This window comes from Sediminivirga luteola (genome assembly GCF_014639315.1).
Taxonomy (GTDB): Bacteria; Actinomycetota; Actinomycetes; order Actinomycetales; family Brevibacteriaceae; genus Sediminivirga; species Sediminivirga luteola.
Window position 1 is genome coordinate 1 of record NZ_BMFY01000001.1, and the last position, 18,421, is coordinate 18,421.

Consider the following 18,421-nt stretch of genomic DNA (forward strand, 5'->3'; position numbering starts at 1 on the left):
TACCGATCATCGAGGACCTCGACCCCTACCCACCCTCAGCTACGCCGCGAGTCCCGCTCCCCACCAGAAGTCCGAAGAGCCGCTTTTTCATGCGCAACGCAGAAGGAGATACACCATGGGAAAGCTCGCCGCGAACGCCGGACCCCAGCTCACGGGTTATAGGACAAAAGTGTGTCTGGCAACGGCGTGTCCGCAGCTGACTGGTGGGGATGGACTGCCCTCCGAGGATCCCGAGGGTCAGGGGTCGCGCGAAGACCTCACGCAGAACCCGGAGCCTGGATGCCGGCATGATGGCGCTGACGCCGCGGAGGCGCTGATTGTCCTTGTGTGCTCCAGCGGCGGACCTCGGTCTGTCAATCAGGATAATTTCGTACTACATTATGTGCAGTACGAAAGTACAGGGAGATCGGCTGTGCGTGTGCGCGTGCACCTTAGAGCGTCAGCGAAGCGTCCTGAAATCAGCGATTCGGACGTCATAGCGGCGTTCGAAGGAGCCTTGCGCAGTCGGGCACGCGACACCCATCCCGTCCAGTGGTTGGGTGTCGGGGTGGACCGGAGCGGCCGCCTACTCGAATGGATCGCAGTGGCGGTTGAGCCGGAAGGATGGCTCGTTTTCCATGCGATGGCTGCTACCGCGAAGGTTCTCAAGGAACTGAGGATGAGGTGAACGACATGGGGAAATACACTGCGGCGGATGGTGTGGAGTTCACTGACGAGGACATCGAACGCTGGGCCGCTGAAGCCGAGTCTGAGGAAGGTTATCAGGGCGGGCACCTCGGGCCGCCGCGGCGTGGGCGCCCGATCAGCGTAGGAGCCGATGCTCGCCCTTTCACATTGCGTCTCGATGCGCATCGAAGGGCCAAGCTCGAGCAGATCGCCAAGGAGCGGCACACTTCTGCCTCAGAACTCGTCCGGGAACTTATCGACACGCTCTGAAATCCCCGCGGGGGCGATCCCGCGGACGGGTGGGTGAAACTGCCGTTCGAAGTGTGCTCCCCGCGGACGCGGGGGTGGCCTCGGATCGTCCGACTCCGATGGGCGGGAACCGGTCCGCCCGACGCAGCACCTCCCAGGTCACAGGCATGCCCCCATGTGGTGCTTCATCCACAGGGCCATCGCGGTCCGTAGCGTCGAAAGGGCCGGAAACCTCACGCTGGAGGGCATGAGGAACCAGGTGCCACCGGCAATGCAACCGCCACGTATCGCGGTGCTCTCCTCGTTGATCAGCGTCTTGGAGGAGAGCCGGCGTCTGGCTGCCGGAGTCGGGGTCGAGATCGACGTGCTCGACTCGGTCCTGGCCGGTGGTGCGCGGCCCTGTCTGCTGATCGTGGGGGAGGACGTCGACGAGCCACCCGAACCTCCCGGCGTTCCGCGTGTCCTGGTAGCGCTCGACGCCGCTGAGCGTGCCGACAGCATATGGCGCCGCGCCGCGGCACTGGGGGTGGAACACGTCGCCCTCCTCCCCGGTGCCGAGGAGTGGCTCATCCAACGCATGATCGCCGCCGTTGAACCCCCGCAACAGCCCGCCCCCACCATAGGCGTCGTCGCGGGATCCGGCGGTGCCGGGAGCTCCCTGCTGGCCTGCGCCGCCGCCCGGCACGCCGCCGCGCAAGGACGACGCACCCTGCTCATCGACGCCGACCCACTCGGCGGCGGCGTCGACCTCGTCCTGGGCATGGAAAGCCACGACGGTCTGCGCTGGCCCGCACTGGTCAACTCGCGCGGCCGCCTCAGACCCAGCACCCTCGTCGACGCTCTCCCTCGCGACGACCTGCTCTCCGTCCTGTCCTGGGACCGCTCTGGAACCCCGGACGTCGGCGACGATGTCTTCGATGCGGTCGTCTCCGCGGCGCAGCTGGCGTTCGACACGGTGATCCTGGATCTGCCCCGGCACGCCCCGCGAGGTTGGACCCGCCGGTGCCGGCACGTCCTCCTCATCGTCCCCACCCAGGTCAGAGCTGCCGTGGCCGCGGCACAGGTCGCACGACGTCTCACCTCGCTCCACCCCGACGTCCGCCTCGTCGTACGCCGTACACCCGGCGGCGTGCATCCGGGCGCTCTAGCCGACAGCCTCGGCCTGCCCTTCGCCGGGGAACTCAAGACCGACCGGGGCCTCGCCGACACCATCGACCGCGGTGAAGGCCTTCCCCACGGCAACCGCGGCATCACCCGAGCTGCCGGAGAACTCCTGGGAGCGCTCGGATGAGCCGGACGCCCAGCACAGGCCACCCCACCCGCTATGACGGTGACGGCGCACGCGCCGGCCTCAAGCTACCGGGCGCCGGCGCACCAACTCCTCAGGGTGAGGCGGGCTACCGGAGACACCGCCGGAGCGACGACACCACGTCGCCGCAACCGTGGTTGGATCCGGACCTGGTCCGCCGCGTCCGGGAGAAGCTCCTCCACGATCCGGGCCCCGTCACCCCGGCTCGGGTGGCCGCCGCAGTCCGCGCCACCGGCCAGGTACTCGGTTCCGGTGCGCTGCTTGAACTCGTAGCGCAGTTATCCGCCGAACTCGCCGGTGCCGGCCCGCTGCAGCCTCTCCTCGACGATCCGCGCACGACCGACGTCTTCGTCAACGGCCCGCACGGCATCTGGGTCGACCGCGGCGAAGGACTCACCCGTCACCGGCTCAACCTCGGCGCGGAGGCCGACGTGCGGGCCCTTGCCGTCCGGCTCGCTTCCTCGGGAGGCCGGCGGCTCGACGACAGCAGCCCCCTCGTTGATGTCCGTCTGCCCGGAGGTGTCCGCCTCAACGCCGTCATCCCACCCATTTCCGGTGAGCACACGGTGCTCTCCTTGCGCGTCCCCAGGGCCGGAGGCTTCACCGTCGCAGACCTCGTCGCCTCCGGGTTCATCCCGCCGCCCTGGGCGGGTCTGCTCCACCAGCTGATTTCCCGCCGGATCAACTACCTCATCTCCGGCGGGACCGGCTCGGGCAAGACCGCACTGCTCGGCGCGCTTCTCGGTCTCGCGCCGGCCTCCGACCGGATCGTGCTGGTCGAGGACGCTCCGGAGCTCGCCGTGGATCACGATCACGTCGTCGCCCTCGCCGCGCGCCAGAAGAACATCGAAGGAGCCGGGGAGGTGACGCTCACAGCCCTGGTGCGGAACGCGCTGCGCATGCGCCCGGATCGCCTGGTCGTGGGGGAGTGCCGCGGTGAAGAGGTGCGGGACATGCTGGCGGCCCTCAATACCGGACACGATGGCGGCTGCGCCACGATCCACGCCAATGCGGTCGAGGACGTTCCGGCCAGACTCGAGGCGCTCGGCGCACTCGCCGGCCTGAGCCCCGCGGCCGTTTCCGCGCAGGCCGGGTCCGCCTTCGATATGGTCCTTCACCTGCGCAGACATGGCGCCCGGCGGGGACTGGTACAGCTCGGCGTCGTGGTCCGCGACCGCACACAGACACACGTCGTCCCCGCTCTCTGGCGCGAGAGCCCCGAGCCTGCCGCGCCCCTCAGCACCGGCCCGGCCGCAGAGCATCTGCGTGCGCTGCTGGAAGGGGGCCGGCGATGATCCTCCTGGCCGGCCTGCTCATCGCCGCGGCCGTGCTCCTCTGGGGCCGGTCCCGGCGACGATTGCCGGTGCTGCTGGCACGCGGGAACACCCTCACGCCCGCACAGCGGGGCAACCCGGCTGGAAAACCGCGGGCTCCCGGAGCTGAGGACGCCGTCACCGTGATCGCCCAGAGCGCGGCGCTGCTGCGCATCGGCGCCACCCCGCACTCCTGCTTCGCCCATCTGGCGCGCGCTCACGAGGGGGACCAGCTCGGGCCGCCGCTTCACCGCGTGGCACGGGCGATCGAGCTGGGAACGCGCCCGCAACGCGCCATCCTCCAGCACACCGGCGCCCTCCCGGCAGAGACCGCGCAGGTCTTCGAAGGCCTCGGCGCGGCCTGGCACGTCGCCGAGACCAGTGGCGCCGCCCTGGGCGATGTCCTCGAAACCCTCGCCCAAGGCGCCCGGGACGGCGTGGACGCTCGCCGCGAACGCGATGTCGCATTGGCCGGTCCCCGTGCCACCGTGTCCGTCCTGAGCTGGCTGCCGCTCATCGGTCTCGGCCTCGGCGCGCTCATCGGCGCCGATCTCCTGGCCGTCCTCACCGGATCACCCTGGGGTGCCGCGACGATGGCCGGTGGCACTGCGCTGCTCCTGCTGGGCCGCTGGTGGATGAACCGGATGCTCACCGCATGCACTCAACCGCAGACAGGCCGCCGATGACGGTCCCCGCTCTCCTCGCAGGACTGTGCGTCGCTCTGGCAGTGGTGTTGCTGCCCGGCCGGGGCGGCCGGCGGCTAGCGGCGGTGCTCACCCCCGCGGATGAGGATCGTTCCCTTCCGGCTACTCCCAGCCAGGGCGTCGACGAGGCGACCATCATCGACCTGGTCGGGATCGGCGTGCACGCCGGATTGCCGCCCGAGCGCGCGCTCGACCTGGTGGCACAAGCCACCGGACGAGACGGTCTGGGCGCGCTGGCACGCTCCCTGGAACTGAGAGCAGGAACCGAGAACACCGCAGCCTCACCGCGTGAGGCCCGCTCAGGTGCGGCCTCCGATCCGCTCACCGCCGAACTCGCCCGGACACTGGAATTCTCCGCCTCCAGCGGAGCACCCGTCGCGCCGCTCCTGCACGGGATGGCGAGTGATATCCGTGCCCGCACCAAACGTGAGGCGCAGCGCCGGGCGGCCAAGCTCGGGGTGCAGCTCGTGCTCCCCCTGGGCTTGTGCATCCTGCCCGCCTTCGTCCTGCTCGGCATCGTCCCGGTCGTCCTATCCCTACTGAGCGAGATGCTTGCCGTGCTCTGACCCGCCCGCGCTCCGCCGTGTGTCGCCGCGTCCCGCTGGTGCTCCCCCGGCCCCGGCACTCCTCCGCGAGCGTGCTCGGCCTTACCGGGATCCCGCCACGCCTAGAACATATCGCCGTGGACGGAACCAGGCCAGCGGTCCGCGCTCGATGTCCCGCCGCGCCGGGATTTATCCTCGGCTCCCGAGCTGGGCATTACTTCGCAGGTCAACGCCCGTTTCCGGGGGCTTACCGCCGTCAGAGGGAGGATGCGGTCTCGGGGGCGCCCGGTGACGGCATCCCACAGTCATTCCGGTCCCACCTCTCCACCGTGCCTGTTCTGTTGAGACCGATTCCGTCGAGATGGAAACGCGCGATATCGGGCACGAGGTCACAGTGCGCCGAAGAACGAGGTCACAACGGCCCCCGCCCGGCGCGGGCCATGCACAAGACATCCGACCCCCTGGCCGTGCCACCACCGGTGCGATGAAGGTGAAAGAGCCCCATCCCTGAAGAGAAAGGACACACGATATGAGCACACCTCTCGCGGCCGCCGTACCCGAACCGCCTCGCGCGGTGGGGGCGGACGCTGTCCCGGACGCCACCGACCCGGACACCACTGGTTCGGCCGGGGGCCCGGCAACCGTCCCGGCCCTCAGCGACGAAGGCGCCACTACGGCGGAGTACGCCATCACCACGCTGGCGGCGTGCGGTTTCGGCGCGCTCCTGGTGATGATCCTCAAGAGCGACACCGTGCGTGATGCCGTGCAGTCCATCATCACCACGGCGCTTGGGCTTGGAGGCTGACGTCATGGGACAGGCGGCCAGGAGAGCCCGGGATGAAGGCGCGGCGGCTGCGGAGTTCGCAGTCGTGATGCCTGCGATCGTCTTCGTGCTGCTGGTGCTCCTGGCCGCCGCCGCCTTCGGTCTGACGCAGGTGCGTGCCACCGACGCCGCCCGTGCGGGAGCCCGTGAGGCCGCCCGCGGCGAACCGGCCGCCGACGTGCGCACGCATGCCCGCACCCGTGCCGGGGAGAACGCCGAGGTCACTATCGACCAGCATGGGGGCACCACCACCGTCACCGTGGAGATCGGGTTTTCCCCGCCGCTGGGCCTCGTGCTGCGCGAACCCGTCCGTGCCTCCGCCACCGCCAGAACCGAAGGAGGGTGAACCCCGTGACTCAGCCTGCCGGCGGTACCGAGGACGGCTCCGCTTCGGTACTGGTCATCGCGCTTGCCGTGAGCGCGTTCTTCCTTGCGGCGCTGATCGTCCTGCTGGGTACGGCGGCCACCCTCAACGCGCGCGCCGCCACGGCCGCCGACCTGGCTGCTCTGGCCGCTGCGCAGGCACTGACCGGGCACACCGGCGAGGATGCCTGCGACGCGGCCGAGCGGATCGCCGAACGCAACGGTGCCACGCTCACCGGGTGCATCGCCCGCCCCGATCTGGTGCGTGCCGGCGTCACGGTGGAAGTCACCGCCCCGTCCCCGTTCGAACCGGTCACTGCTGAGGCGGTGGCAGGCGATGGCCGCTGAGCATCGTGCGCAGCAGTGCCAAGGCCGCGTCCTTGTCCAATGGCTCGTTGCCATTGCCGCATTTGGGCGACTGCACGCACGACGGGCAGCCGGAGACGCACTCGCACGCCTCGATCGCTTCCGCCGTGGCCTGCAGCCACTGCGGTGCATGCCCGGCACCGTGCTCCGCGAAACCCGCTCCACCGGGATGACCGTCGTAGATGAAGATGGTCGCCTGCCCCGTGTCGGCATGCCGGGCGGTGGAAACCCCGCCGATGTCCCAGCGGTCGCAGGTGGCGAACAGCGGCAGGATGCCGATGGCGGCGTGCTCCGCCGCATGCACCGCGCCCGGGACGTCCGCCGCGTCGATGCCGGCGGTCTCCAGCACGTGTTCCGGCAGCGTCCACCAGACCGCGCGCGTCAGGAGCTCACGCGCCGGAAGCTCCAGCGGCTCCTCCGACAGCAGCTGGTTGCTCACCAGCTGCCGCCGCTGGAAGGACACCACCTGGTCACTGACCTCCACCGCCCCGAAATGCAGCGAGACTCCCGAGTCCCACCGCCGCGTCCACTCGGTGCGCGCGATCCTGATGTCGGTGACGTTCCTGGCTTGCGTCGTGAAATCCGGGTAGCCCCGGGTCAGCAGCGCCGCCTTACCGTCCAGATCCAGCTCGTCCACCAGATAGGTGCGGCCCTGATGCACGTACACCGCGCCCGCATGGGCCTGGGCATGCGCGGCCGCCTCGTCCACCGTCCCGATCAGCGTCCCGGTGTCCGATTCGACCAGGCGGATCGTGCCGCCGCTGGAACGGATGCTGGTCAGGGCGCTGGCACGTTCCCGCTTGGTCCAGAACCAGCCTGCCGGGCGCCGTCGCAGGAAGCCGCGTTCGGTGAGGGTGTCCACGAGGATCCGGGCATGCGGCCCGAAGGACGCGATGGCCTCCTCGGTCAGGGGCAGCTCCTCGGCGGCCGCCAGCAGATGCCCGGCCTGCACATGCGGGTTCCCGGGGTCGAAGACACAGGCCTCCACCGGGGCATCGAAGATGGCTCCGGGATGGTGCACCAGATACGTGTCCAGCGGATCGTCCCGCGCGATGAGCACCGCCGCCCATTCCCCGTCGGCAGCTCGCCCGCCTCCGCGGCCAGCCCGGCCCGCCTGCTGCCACAGGGACGCGCGGGTGCCCGGCCAGCCGCCGATGATGACCGTGTCCAATCCCGAGATGTCGATGCCCAGTTCCAGGGCATTGGTCGAGGCCACGCCGAGCAACCGGCCCGAACGGAGTGCCTCCTCCACCAGCCGCCGCTCCTCGGGGAGGTACCCGCCACGATAGGCGGCGACCCGCGGTGTGAGGTCGGCATCCACGTCGGCGAGCAGACGCCGGGTCATATCGGCGATGGCCTCGGCGCCCCCGCGGGAGCGGACGAAGGCGATGCTGCGAGCGCCGGCACAGATCAGATCGGTCAATGCGCTCGCGGCCTCACCGATCACCCCGCGACGCGCAGGTGCCCCGTGCTCTCCCAGCCCGGGCAGCTGCGGCGGCTCCCACAGCACGAAGGCCCCGGCCGGGCGGGGCGAGCCGTCCTCGGTGACCGCCTCGCAGTCCGCGCCGATCAACCGGGAGAACGACTCCGCCGGTTCGGCGATGGTCGCCGAGGCCCCCAGGACGACCGGAGTCGCCCCGTAGTGGCCGAGCAGCCGGAGCAGCCGCCGAAGCACCAGCGCCACATGGGAGCCGAACATGCCGCGGTAGTGGTGGCACTCATCGACGATCACGTGCGTGCACCGCCGCAGCAGCGCCGACCAGCGGGCGTGACCGGGCAGCACGCTCGAATGCAGGATGTCCGGGTTCGTCAGCACGTAGTTGGCATGCTTGCGGATCCACTCCCGGTCCTCCTGCGAGGCGTCACCGTCCAGTCGCGCGGCGCGCAACCCGCGCAGCCGGAGCCCTTCCAGAGTCGAGAGCTGGTCGGCGGCCAGTGCCTTCGTCGGAGCCAGATAGAGGACGGTCGCTCCCCGGCCGTCGGGAGCATCCAGACCGCGCATGATGCTGCTGAGCGAAGGAAGCAGGAACCCCGCGGACTTGCCCGAGGCGGTCCCGGTCGCGATGACGGTGTGCCGGCCCCCGAAGGCGTGTCCGGCCGCCTGAGCCTGATGCGACCACAGCTGCGGCATCCCCGCCTCTTCGAAGACTCGCCGGACCTCCGGATGCACTTCGGCAGGCCACGGCGCCGTGCGCGCGGCCCGCGCCGGCAGCCGCCGGATATGCCTGATCCGGTCCTCGCGTGCCCCGAAGCCGCCGATCACGTCCAGAAGCGCATCAGCAGTCGGCATGCGCCCTATTCTGGCACGCATCCCAGTCCCGGAGTCGCGGGCCTTCCATGCATCCCGGAGTGCCCAGCCCGCGATGATACGACTGCCCCGCCCACCTCGATAAGCGCCCCTCCCGTCAGCTATTCCGGTCGTGACTTCCGTCGGCTATTCCGTTCGTGAGCTCAGTTCGGCTGCGGAACAGGTGTTCGTGATCGATCGCGCAGGCGTTTCCGGGAGCCCTGCCGAGACCAGAAAGTTACGGGGAGCCCGTCCGTGCTGGAGGCGTGCCTCGCCCGGCGTATAGGCTCGAGGGCATGCCCGAGACCCCTTCCGAGCAGCCGACGAGCGCGGACGACATCGTTACCGCGGCCCTCGTCGAGGTGCGCGGACTGCTGGTTGCCCACGAATACGACCGCGCCGGCGTTGCCGAGCTCCTGGGTGAAGACGCGCTGCAGGCGCTGGAGGAACAGGATCCCAGCGCCGCCCGCCGGGCGCTGCGTCCGGCGCTGTTCCCGCAGTTGAACGGCAATCTGACCGAGGCGTGGGTGCCGCTGCTTCCCCGGGCAGTCCTGATCGCGCTCTTCCTCATCCGTGTGCCGGTCTCCGCCGGCCATCTCCGCGCTGCCCTCGGCGCCGACACCCTCAACCGGCTCCGCGATGCCGGGCTGATCGCCGAAGCCACGGCCGAGGAGATCCGCGCCGCCACCGGCGCATCGTCCGCAGTGACCGACGCCCCGCCTGGCGCGGCCCGGACCTCGCCAGCAGGCACCGCTGAGACAGCTGCCGAGGTCTCCCCGGGCTCGCCCGATATGGAGGCCTCGCCAGCAACCGCTGGTGCCGGCGCAGACGGCGCAAGCGAGACAGAAGAGCATTTCGTCGGCGCGTTCCGCATCGTGCCGGAGGTGCTTCCGGCCGCGGTTCGATCCGCGCTGTCCGCCGTGGCACCGGCCGGGAACGCAGACGGACCACCGGCATGGGAGGCGCCCGCCCCGGCCGGTCCGCACGACCTTCTCATCGCCTCCGACTGGGACACCGGGACCCGCCCCGGCCGGCTGCCGGCGGACCACGTCCTCGGCGTCGGACGGGCCACCCGGACCCTCGCCGAGATCACCGAGCGCGAACCCGTCGGCACCCTGCTCGACCTGGGCACAGGCTGCGGTTACCACGCGCTGCTGGCGACATGGCACGCCGAGCAGGTGATCGGTACCGACGTCTCCGATCGGGCGCTGCGGTTCGCTCGCTGGAATCTGCTGCTCAACGAGGGCAGGCTCCCGCACACCAGGATCGAGTTCCGCGAAGGGTCGATGTTCGACCCCCTCGACGGGCCGGTCGACCAGATCGTCTCCAACCCGCCGTTCGTCATCACCCCGCGGGGCACTGGCCGGGCGGTGTACGAGTACCGGGACGCAGGCCGGACCGGTGATGAGATCGTCGCCGCCATCCTGCGCGGAGCGGGTGCCCGGCTCACCCCCGGCGGCACCGCCCAGCTGCTGGCGAACTGGGAATACCGGGACGAGCAGCGGACCTCCCGCCGGCCAGGGGAAACCTCCGCAGCCGAGCCGGACGAGCGGCCGGCACGCCAGCCGGAGCAGGAGGCCGGGGACGAGCGGACCCAGGACGCCGCCCCAGCACTGGCGATGCTCGCGCAGGCCGAGGTCCCCACGCACGGTCTGATCGTCGAACGCGAGGTGCTCAGCCCGCTGCGCTACGCGCAGACCTGGATCCGCGACGCCGGCGAGGAACGCGGCAGCGCCAGCTGGCAGCGTGCCCTCGATGACTGGCTCGACGACTTCGCCGCACGCGGCGTCACCGGCATCGGCCTGGGCTGGGTCCTCCTCCAGCGGCCTGACGAGGAAGCCGAGCGCGCCGTCCACCGGGCCGAGCGCGTCACCACCCCGGCGCCGCAGGACGGCACCCTGGGAGTCCAGCTGGCGGCCCGGCTGCGGGCCGGGATCTGGCTGGAGGGGATGAGCCAGGACGAGCTGATGGGCTTGCGGCTGCGCGTCGCCGACGACGTCACCGACGAGCGGCATTTCTGGCCCGGGCGAGGCGAGCCCAGCGCGCTCCTGCTGAGACAGGGCGGAGGAATAGGTGCTACTGTCCCTTCTGACACCGCCCTATCAGGGTTGGTCGGGGCCAGTGACGGCGAACTCACGGTCGGTCAGCTGGCCACCGCGCTCGCCGGGTTACTCGACGTCGACGCCCGTGACCTGTCGGACCAGCTCGATGGGCAGGTACGCAGGCTCATCGCCCTGGGCCTGCTCCGGCTTGAGCGGTGAGCACACAGATGAGACGAGCCCGCTCGGCTGGCGTACCCCGGAGATGACCTGTCCCCCGGCTTCGCTAGCCTTGAGGGAGCATCCGGGCAGCAAGAGGATGCGGACGCGTCGCGCAGAAACAGAACGCACGGACGGCGAGGAGCCGCCTGCGTGGAAGGAAGTCAACACGTGCCAGCACGCAAGGCCCAGAGCCCCCGTCGATTGGTGATCGTCGAGTCGCCCACCAAGGCTCGCACCATCGTCGGCTACCTCGGCGACGGCTTCGACGTGGAGGCGTCCGTCGGCCATATCCGTGACCTTCCTCAGCCCTCCGAGCTGCCCGAATCCCTGAAGAAGGGGCCCTACGGCAAGTTCGCCGTCAACGTCGAGGACGGGTTCGAGCCCTACTACCGCGTCGATCCGGGCAAGAAGAAGAAGGTCGCGGAGCTGAAGAAGCTCCTGGCCGACGCCGACGAGCTCTACCTGGCCACCGATGAGGACCGGGAGGGAGAGGCCATCGCCTGGCACCTCCGCGAGGTGCTCAAGCCCAAGGTCCCGGTCAAGCGCATGGTCTTCCACGAGATCACCCGCGAGGCCATCTCCCGGGCACTGGAGAACACCAGGGAGATCGACGAGGACCTCGTCGATGCGCAGGAGACCCGGCGCATCCTCGACCGCCTCTACGGCTACGAGATCTCCCCGCTGCTGTGGCGCAAGGTCCGGCCCGGCCTGTCCGCAGGCCGCGTCCAGTCCGTCGCCACCCGCCTGGTGGTCGAGCGCGAACGCGAGCGGATGGCGTTCGTCGCCGCGGACTACTGGGACCTCACCGCCGAGCTGGCACCGGCGACGGGCGACGAGCAGGACAACGCTTTCCGGTCGCGGCTCGTCGCGGTCGACGGCGCCAAGGTGGCCACCGGCCGGGACTTCACCGACGCGGGCCAGCTGAAGAAGAACTCCAAGGCGACCGTCCTGGATCAGGAGACCACCGAACGCGTCGCCCGCGCCCTGGAGGGCCTGCCGGCCGGCTCGGTGACGGTGGCCCAGGTCGAGAGCAAGCCCTACACGCGCCGTCCGGCCGCGCCTTTCACCACCTCCACCCTGCAGCAGGAAGCCAGCCGGAAGCTCCGCTTCTCCGCCCGGCAGACGATGCGGGTGGCGCAGTCGCTGTACGAGAACGGCTACATCACCTACATGCGTACCGACTCCTCGGCGTTGTCCCAGCAGGCAGTGCAGGCCGCGCGCGGGCAGATCACCGAGCTGTACGGCGCCGAGTTCGTCCCGGCCAAGCCGAGGATCTACCAGGGCAAGTCCAAGGGCGCGCAGGAAGCGCACGAGGCGATCCGGCCGGCGGGCGATTCCTTCCGCACCCCGGCGCAGGTGGCCGGCACCCTCAAGGGTGACGACTTCCGCCTCTACGACCTGATCTGGAAGCGCACCGTCGCCTCGCAGATGGAGGATGCCAAGGGCAAGACCGCGTCCCTGCGCCTGAGCGCCGAGACCGGCCTGAAGGACGGGCCCTCTCAGGTGGAGCTGGCCGCCTCTGGCACGGTCATCACCTTCCGCGGCTTCCTGGCCGCCTATGAGGAAGGCCGCGACGCGGACCGCTACGAGGACGGGCAGAAGGAAGCCCGGCTGCCCCAGGTGGCCGAGGGCGACACGCTCAACATCCTCGAGGTCGCCCCGGAAGGCCACCAGACCTCACCGCCACCGCGATACACGGAGGCGAGCCTGGTCAAGCGCCTGGAAGAGCTGGGCATCGGCCGTCCGTCCACCTACGCGGCTACCATCTCCACGATCCAGGACCGCGGCTACGTCACCACCCGCGGGAACGCCCTCGTGCCCAGCTGGCTGGCGTTCTCCGTCGTCGGCCTCCTGGAGCGCTACCTGGACTCCTACGTGGACTATGAGTTCACCGCTGACCTGGAGGCCGAGCTGGACCGCATCGCGGCCGGCCAGGACGACCGCAACGAGTGGCTGCAGCGGTTCTACTTCGGCGACGACGGCCGCATCGGCCTCAAACCGACCGTGGAGGACCTGGGCGAGATCGACGCCCGCGCGGTGAACTCGGTGCCGATCGACGAGGGCGTCGTGCTGCGCGTGGGCAGGTACGGGCCGTATCTGGAGGCCGCCGGCGAGGACGGCGAGCCCAAGCGCGCCTCCATCCCGGAAGACCTCGCTCCCGACGAGCTGACGGCGGAGAAGGCCCGCGAGCTGCTGGAGAAGCAGGACACCGGGGAACGCGTGCTCGGCGAGGACCCGGAGACCGGCCGCACCATCGTGGCCACCTCCGGCCGTTTCGGTCCGTATGTGACCGAGAAGCTGGAGGAGGACCAGCCGGCGCGGGGGCGCGGCGCCAAGAAGGTCAAGCCCCGCACGGCCTCCCTGTTCAAGGACATGGACCTGGAGACCATCACCCTGGAGCAGGCGCTCAAACTCCTGTCCCTGCCGCGCGAGGTGGGCGTGGACCCGGAGAGCGGCGAGGTCATCACGGCCCAGAACGGCCGCTACGGCCCCTACCTGAAGAAGGGCACGGACTCCCGCTCACTGGAGCGCGAGGACCAGATCTTCGAGATCACCCTCGACGAGGCGCTGAAGATCTACGCTGAGCCCAAGCGGCGTGGCCGTGCTGCATCGGCGGCGTTGAAGGAACTGGGCACGGACCCCGTCTCGGAGAAGCCGGTGGTGGTCAAGGACGGCCGGTTCGGTCCCTACGTCACGGACGGGACCACCAACGCCACCCTGCGCAAAGACGACTCGGTCGAGGACATCACCCTTGAACGCGCCGCCGAGCTGCTGGCGGAGAAGCGGGCCAAGGGCCCCGCCAAGCGGAAGACCACGGCGCGCAAGACCAGCGCCGCCAAGAAGACGACGACCAAGAAGACCACGAGCACCCGGAAGACGGCCGCCAAGAGCTGAAGCGCCTGTCCGCCCTGCCCCGGCAGTACGGTCGTGGTGTTCGTGCCGTGCGCCGCTACCGCCGGGGCTCGCCGGGTGCTGCCGGCTGCACCGGCTGCCGGCCACGCGGCCGATGCGGGGGTATCTCGTGCCGGGCCAGATGCGCCCGGGCGGCGTCGATCACCTCTGCGTCCACGGCTCCGCGGCTCAGGGTCCAGCGGCGCGCGTATTCGCCGATGACCGCCGCGGCGACGGCATCCACGGTCACCCCGGGCGCGGTCTCGGTGATGCTGCCGCCGGTGGCGGGGTCCCAGTCCAGGTCCAGTGCGGCGTAGACATCGGTGAGGACCGCGCGGATGGGAGCCGGATCGGTCACCACGATGGAGGACGAGAACAGGAACCCGCCCTTGACCACGCGTTGCGCGGTGCCGATGATCTTCACCCGTCCCGCGGCATTGACGCTGTGCTCGCCCGGGCAGTACTCCCCGGGCACCGGTCCCAGCCGTGCATCGACGCCGAGGCCTCGCAGCGCCCGGACGTACTGCTCGCCGAACCGCTCGAACCGCCCCCGCGTATCCGCGAGGAAACTATCGTCCGGCTCGATGTGGTCGATCACGAGACTGCCCTCGTGGTACGCGGCGGCACGACCTCCAGGCCCGCGCAGCACCGGCGTGAAGCCGTGCGCGCGGGCGGCCTCGGCAGCCGCCTGGAACCCCGGCAGCAGCCGGTCCCGGGCGCCGAAAGCCACCGTCGGGCGTGGCCGGTAGACCCTCAGCAGCGGCCCCTCCTGCCCGCGCTGGACCCGGCGCAGCAGCTCGATCCCCATCGACAGCGCCAGCGCCGGCGCCACGGCCTCCTCGCCGGTCAGCAGACGCATCGGGGTCATGCTTCACAAGGATAATCCAGTCACCGGGAGAGCCTGGCGTCCGTGCCGCCGCGTACCCTGGTGACATGGCTGACGCACCCGCGACCACCCGTTACCACCCGGCCCAGCTGGTCACCGCCGCCATCGTCACGGCTGGCTGGATGGCGGCGCTGTCGGTGGCGGTGCTCTCGTTCGGGTACGGCGGTGCCGCCGGGCTGCTGCAGGGCGCGCAACTGCCCGCCCGCGGACCCGAGGCGCCTTTGCTGGCTGAGTTCTCCCTGCGGGAGGGCACGGCCGCGCTGCTCATCAGTCTCGTCATCGTCGCCGGTGTCCAGCTGGTGCCGGCCGGAGCCGCGCAGCGGCTGATTCCCAAGCTGCCGATCGGGTTCAGCGCGGGCATCCTGGCGGTCGCGCTGGGTGTCGTGCTCGGGCTGGCCAGCGTGCTGCGGTTCGCGTGGTGGATCTGGATCGCCGCATTGCTGCTGAGCCTGCTCACCCGTGCGGTCCTGGCCCTGCACCCGGACGGCCTGCACAAGCCCTGGCGGCTGGCGGGCATCAGCGCCTCCGCCATGCTCTTCCTGACCTGGGCGTTCCAAATCTTCGGCGGCAGCGGCATGGGCACCGTCGCGGTCGTGGTGCTCACCATCGTCGCCGCCGTGCTCCTGGTCGCCGCCGGCGTGCTGAGCATCGTCGTCTTCCGCACGGAGGATCCGACCGGGCTGCCACAGACCGGCACGCACACCTCGGTCCGCCGGGAGGGGATCCGCGCCGCGGAGGACATCCGCCTGCCGTGGCCCTGCCACGTGCTGTTCGCGCTGCTGGGAGCTCTCATCGCGCTCGCGCAGCCGATGACCTGGAGCCTGCAGGTCGGTCAGGCCGGTTTCGCGTTCATCATCGTGCTCGTGCTGCTCGGCTGGGCCGTCGGATTCGAACTCGGACCCACGTTCGCCCCGGGTATGTCCCGGCCGCGGGTCACCGCTTTCGCGCTACTGGGCGCCGGCATCCTGACCACCGCCGGCGGTTTCGTCCTGGAGCTGACCGCCAGCGCCATCTTCGCCGCCACCGCCGCGGTGCTGATCGGCATCGGCGTGCGGGCGCAACCGTACGGCTTCTCCCGCCGGATCGGCTTCAGCGTAGGTCTCGCGGTCGCGCTGCTGCTCGTACTGCTGCTGCCCGGCGGCACCATCGCGCTCTCGGAGTACGTCGCCTGGGCGGTGACGCCGGTCGACTCGGCCCTCCTGATCGTAGGCCTCATCGCCACCCTTGCCGGGGTGGTCGCGGTGCTGCGCTTCGACCCGCGCGGCACCACCGGCCTGGGAGTGGACATCATGTATGCCTTCCAGCCGCGCACCCCCGCGAGGCGGTCCGGCGAGGGCGTTACCGGGGTGCGCGAGCACACGTACCCGAGGGGTGCGTTCATCGTCTTCGAAGGCGGCGACGGCGTCGGCAAATCCACCCAGGCGGCCAAACTGGCGACCTTCCTGGTCGACCGGTGCGGTCTGCGGGTGGAAGTCACGCGCGAGCCCGGCGGCACCGAGGTGGGCCGCCAGATCCGCAGCGTTCTGCTCGATGGCGACGACGTGGCGCCGCGGTCCGAGGCGCTGCTGTACGCCGCCGATCGCGCTCACCATGTCGCCCGGCTGGTGGAACCGGCGCTCGACCGCGGCGAGGTCGTCATCTCGGACCGGTACATCGACTCGTCGCTGGCGTATCAGGCACGCGGACGGGAGCTCTCCGTCGAGGCGGTGCGGGATATCTCGCGCTGGGCCACCGACGGTCTCGTGCCCCACCTGACAGTGCTACTGGACCTGGAGCCGGACGCCGCCCGGGGGCGCTTGGCAGCCCGCGGCGAGGCCGACCGCATCGAGCGTGAGGAGGGAGACTTCCACGCCCGGGTCCGCAGCGCGTTCCTGGAGCTGGCGGGGGCGCAGCCCGGCCGCTACCTCATCGTCGACGCCTCACAGCATGAGGACGCCATTGCCGCGACCGTCCGCGACGCCGTGGTCCAGGTCCTCCGCCAGAACGGCGTGCTGCCGCAATCGGGAGCTCCGGCAAGCCTGGTGCCGCCAGCAGCGCAGGGTCCCGACGAGAGTCAGGGCCGGGAGTCGTCAAGCGCAGCGGGTGCGGTCCCAATGCCTCAGGACGCGGCGCCGTCTCAGGGTGAGGCGCCCGGGCAGGACCGAGAGCCGTCCGGTGCGTCAGCGGGACCTCAGCGCCAGCGCTGGGAACCACCCAGCGCAACGCGCCCGGTGCCGCCACCTCAGGGTGCGGTGCCCCCGTCCCAGGGCGCGGAGCCGGCGGGAGCCGCGCCGCACGGGACCCCGCTCGGACAGCAGCCGGACCGTTCGCCCGGCGACGGGGCGACGAGCAGCGCCGGTACGCCTGGGGGAGCCGACGACGCCACCACCGTCCTGCCCGATGCCGGGGACGGGGCCTCCGCCGCCGCCGCCAGCACGCAGGACCGGGACCACACCGGCGGGGCCGGCGATGCCGCTACCACGGTGCTGCCCGGCAGCCCGCGCCCCGGCTCTGCCCGGGACCGCGCCAGACTGCTGGCCCAGGCCAAACGGGAACGAGAGGCCCGCGACCGGCTGCGCCGTGCACGTGAGGAGCGCGGCGAGTGACCACCGCCTGGCCCGAAGCGCTGTGGTCCGATGTGGTGGGTCAGCCCAAGGCCGTCGGCGAACTGCGGCGAGCCGCCGAGGCGGCCCACCGCACCGGTGCCACCAGGTCCGCGGCCATGACCCACGCCTGGTTGCTCACCGGACCGCCCGGCTCTGGGCGCTCGACAGCGGCACGCAGCTTCGCCGCGGCCCTGCTCACCGACCCGGCCGGCGGTCCGGACGCCACGCAGGACGCCGCGCGGGTCTTCGCCGGAACCCACCCGGATCTGACGGTCGTGGCGACGGACAAAGCCCTCATCTCCATCGACGAGGTCAGGGCGCTCGTCAGCGAGGCGCAACGGGCACCAAGCGGGGGACGCTTCCGGATCATCCTGATCGAAGACGCCGACCGGATGACCGAGCGCACCTGCAATGTGCTGCTCAAAGCCATCGAGGAGCCGCCGGAGCGGACGGTCTGGCTGCTGTGCGCCCCCAGCCCCAGCGACGTGGTCCCCACCATCCGCTCCCGTTGCCGGGTGGTGGGCCTGCGCGTGCCGAGCGCCACCGACGTCCAGGAGCTGCTGCATCGCAAACACGGCGTCGAACCGGACGTGGCGCTCTGGGCGGCGGCCGCCTCGCAGAACCACATCGGACGCGCCCGCTACCTGGCCTCGAACGAGACCGCGCGAGCCCAGCGCACCGCCATCCTCTCCATCCCTGAACGCTTAGGAACGGTGGGAGACGCGGTTCGCGCCGCCGGCCGCATCGTCGAGGAGGCCGCCGACGCAGCCAAAGCGGCGACGGAGGACCGCGCCGCCCGCGAACGCGCCGAGCTGCTGCAGACCCTGGGGGTGGAAGCAGGCAAAGCGGTGCCCCCGGCGTTACGCGCACAGATCCGGCAGCTGGAGGAAGACCAGAAGCGCCGCGCCACCCGCGCCCGGCAGGACGAGCTCGACCGGGTCCTGCTGGACCTGCTCTCCCTGTACCGGGACGTGCTCCTGGTGCAGCTCGGCGCCGGCGGCGCCGAGATCAACCGGGGAGCCGAGCAGCAGATCACCGCCATGGCACAGCGGTCATCGGCCACCCTCACCCTGCGGCGGGTGGAGGCCATCGCCGAGGCGCGCCGCCGGCTGCAGACCAACACGGCTCCGCTCCTGGTACTCGAAGCGCTCTTCCTGCAACTGCGTGACTGA

Annotated in this window: 14 protein-coding genes; 12 read left to right on the top strand and 2 right to left on the bottom strand. The window is 70.8% G+C overall.

Annotated elements, in window-relative coordinates:
- Positions 1 to 672 precede the first annotated feature (672 nt).
- The 8 genes from IEW13_RS00005 to IEW13_RS00040 all read left to right on the top strand — a co-directional run bounded on the left by IEW13_RS00005 (position 673) and on the right by IEW13_RS00040 (position 6,320).
- A complete protein-coding gene (locus IEW13_RS00005) occupies positions 673 to 936 on the top strand; it encodes a CopG family transcriptional regulator (RefSeq protein ID WP_188549199.1) in 264 nt (87 codons plus the stop codon).
- A gap of 250 nt (positions 937 to 1,186) precedes the next feature.
- Positions 1,187 to 2,206, top strand: coding sequence for a septum site-determining protein Ssd (gene ssd, locus IEW13_RS00010; protein ID WP_188548881.1), 1,020 nt, complete (start codon positions 1,187 to 1,189; stop codon positions 2,204 to 2,206).
- Positions 2,203 to 3,519: a TadA family conjugal transfer-associated ATPase gene (locus IEW13_RS00015; RefSeq protein ID WP_188548882.1), complete on the top strand. Its 1,317-nt coding sequence runs from the start codon at positions 2,203 to 2,205 to the stop codon at positions 3,517 to 3,519. Before ssd ends, IEW13_RS00015 begins: the two co-directional genes overlap by 4 nt.
- Complete coding sequence (locus IEW13_RS00020; RefSeq protein ID WP_188548883.1) at positions 3,516 to 4,223, top strand: type II secretion system F family protein; 708 nt, start codon at positions 3,516 to 3,518, stop codon at positions 4,221 to 4,223. Before IEW13_RS00015 ends, IEW13_RS00020 begins: the two co-directional genes overlap by 4 nt.
- Positions 4,220 to 4,807: a type II secretion system F family protein gene (locus IEW13_RS00025; protein WP_188548884.1), complete on the top strand. Its 588-nt coding sequence runs from the start codon at positions 4,220 to 4,222 to the stop codon at positions 4,805 to 4,807. The genes IEW13_RS00020 and IEW13_RS00025 overlap by 4 nt, the downstream gene beginning before the upstream one ends.
- A gap of 508 nt (positions 4,808 to 5,315) precedes the next feature.
- Complete coding sequence (locus tag IEW13_RS00030) at positions 5,316 to 5,591, top strand: DUF4244 domain-containing protein (RefSeq protein WP_188548885.1); 276 nt, start codon at positions 5,316 to 5,318, stop codon at positions 5,589 to 5,591.
- Positions 5,592 to 5,595: 4 nt separating this feature from the next.
- A complete protein-coding gene (locus IEW13_RS00035; protein WP_188548886.1) occupies positions 5,596 to 5,955 on the top strand; it encodes a TadE family type IV pilus minor pilin in 360 nt (119 codons plus the stop codon).
- Between the two features lie 5 nt (positions 5,956 to 5,960).
- Complete coding sequence (locus IEW13_RS00040) at positions 5,961 to 6,320, top strand: Rv3654c family TadE-like protein (RefSeq protein ID WP_188548887.1); 360 nt, start codon at positions 5,961 to 5,963, stop codon at positions 6,318 to 6,320.
- Here IEW13_RS00040 and sftH read toward each other — a convergent pair.
- Positions 6,286 to 8,628: a DEAD/DEAH box helicase gene (gene sftH / locus IEW13_RS00045; protein WP_229744820.1), complete on the bottom strand. Its 2,343-nt coding sequence runs from the start codon at positions 8,626 to 8,628 to the stop codon at positions 6,286 to 6,288. The two genes, IEW13_RS00040 and sftH, sit on opposite strands and share 35 nt — an antisense overlap.
- 293 nt (positions 8,629 to 8,921) lie before the next feature.
- Between sftH and IEW13_RS00050 the strand changes: the two genes are divergently transcribed.
- Both IEW13_RS00050 and topA read left to right on the top strand, forming a co-directional pair.
- Positions 8,922 to 10,886 carry a methyltransferase gene (locus tag IEW13_RS00050; RefSeq protein WP_188548889.1) on the top strand — a complete coding sequence of 655 codons (1,965 nt, stop codon included), beginning with the start codon at positions 8,922 to 8,924 and terminating at the stop codon, positions 10,884 to 10,886.
- Positions 10,887 to 11,054: 168 nt separating this feature from the next.
- On the top strand, positions 11,055 to 13,781 hold the full coding sequence (gene topA / locus IEW13_RS00055; RefSeq protein WP_229744821.1) for a type I DNA topoisomerase: 2,727 nt from the start codon (positions 11,055 to 11,057) through the stop codon (positions 13,779 to 13,781).
- Positions 13,782 to 13,836: 55 nt separating this feature from the next.
- Here topA and IEW13_RS00060 read toward each other — a convergent pair whose 3' ends face one another.
- A complete protein-coding gene (locus IEW13_RS00060) occupies positions 13,837 to 14,646 on the bottom strand; it encodes a lipoate--protein ligase family protein (protein WP_373283525.1) in 810 nt (269 codons plus the stop codon).
- 65 nt (positions 14,647 to 14,711) lie between these two features.
- On the opposite strand from IEW13_RS00060, the gene tmk reads away from it, so the two are divergent.
- Together tmk and IEW13_RS00070 are read left to right on the top strand one after the other, a co-directional pair.
- Positions 14,712 to 17,249: a dTMP kinase gene (gene tmk / locus IEW13_RS17715; RefSeq protein WP_188548890.1), complete on the top strand. Its 2,538-nt coding sequence runs from the start codon at positions 14,712 to 14,714 to the stop codon at positions 17,247 to 17,249.
- The gene (locus tag IEW13_RS00070) at positions 17,246 to 18,421 is read left to right on the top strand and encodes a DNA polymerase III subunit delta' (protein ID WP_188548891.1); all 1,176 of its coding nucleotides are present in this window, start codon (positions 17,246 to 17,248) and stop codon (positions 18,419 to 18,421) included. The genes tmk and IEW13_RS00070 overlap by 4 nt, the downstream gene beginning before the upstream one ends.

What these genes read in the sequence shown, in the direction of transcription:
- sftH (WP_229744820.1), bottom strand. Translation starts at nt 8,628, where the DNA reads ATGCCGACTGCTGATGCGCTTCTGGACGTGATCGGCGGCTTCGGGGCA.
- IEW13_RS00025 (WP_188548884.1), top strand. Translation starts at nt 4,220, where the DNA reads ATGACGGTCCCCGCTCTCCTCGCAGGACTGTGCGTCGCTCTGGCAGTG.
- IEW13_RS00050 (WP_188548889.1), top strand. Translation starts at nt 8,922, where the DNA reads ATGCCCGAGACCCCTTCCGAGCAGCCGACGAGCGCGGACGACATCGTT.
- IEW13_RS00020 (WP_188548883.1), top strand. Translation starts at nt 3,516, where the DNA reads ATGATCCTCCTGGCCGGCCTGCTCATCGCCGCGGCCGTGCTCCTCTGG.
- IEW13_RS00035 (WP_188548886.1), top strand. Translation starts at nt 5,596, where the DNA reads ATGGGACAGGCGGCCAGGAGAGCCCGGGATGAAGGCGCGGCGGCTGCG.
- ssd (WP_188548881.1), top strand. Translation starts at nt 1,187, where the DNA reads ATGCAACCGCCACGTATCGCGGTGCTCTCCTCGTTGATCAGCGTCTTG.
- IEW13_RS00060 (WP_373283525.1), bottom strand. Translation starts at nt 14,646, where the DNA reads ATGACCCCGATGCGTCTGCTGACCGGCGAGGAGGCCGTGGCGCCGGCG.
- tmk (WP_188548890.1), top strand. Translation starts at nt 14,712, where the DNA reads ATGGCTGACGCACCCGCGACCACCCGTTACCACCCGGCCCAGCTGGTC.
- IEW13_RS00005 (WP_188549199.1), top strand. Translation starts at nt 673, where the DNA reads ATGGGGAAATACACTGCGGCGGATGGTGTGGAGTTCACTGACGAGGAC.
- IEW13_RS00030 (WP_188548885.1), top strand. Translation starts at nt 5,316, where the DNA reads ATGAGCACACCTCTCGCGGCCGCCGTACCCGAACCGCCTCGCGCGGTG.
- IEW13_RS00015 (WP_188548882.1), top strand. Translation starts at nt 2,203, where the DNA reads ATGAGCCGGACGCCCAGCACAGGCCACCCCACCCGCTATGACGGTGAC.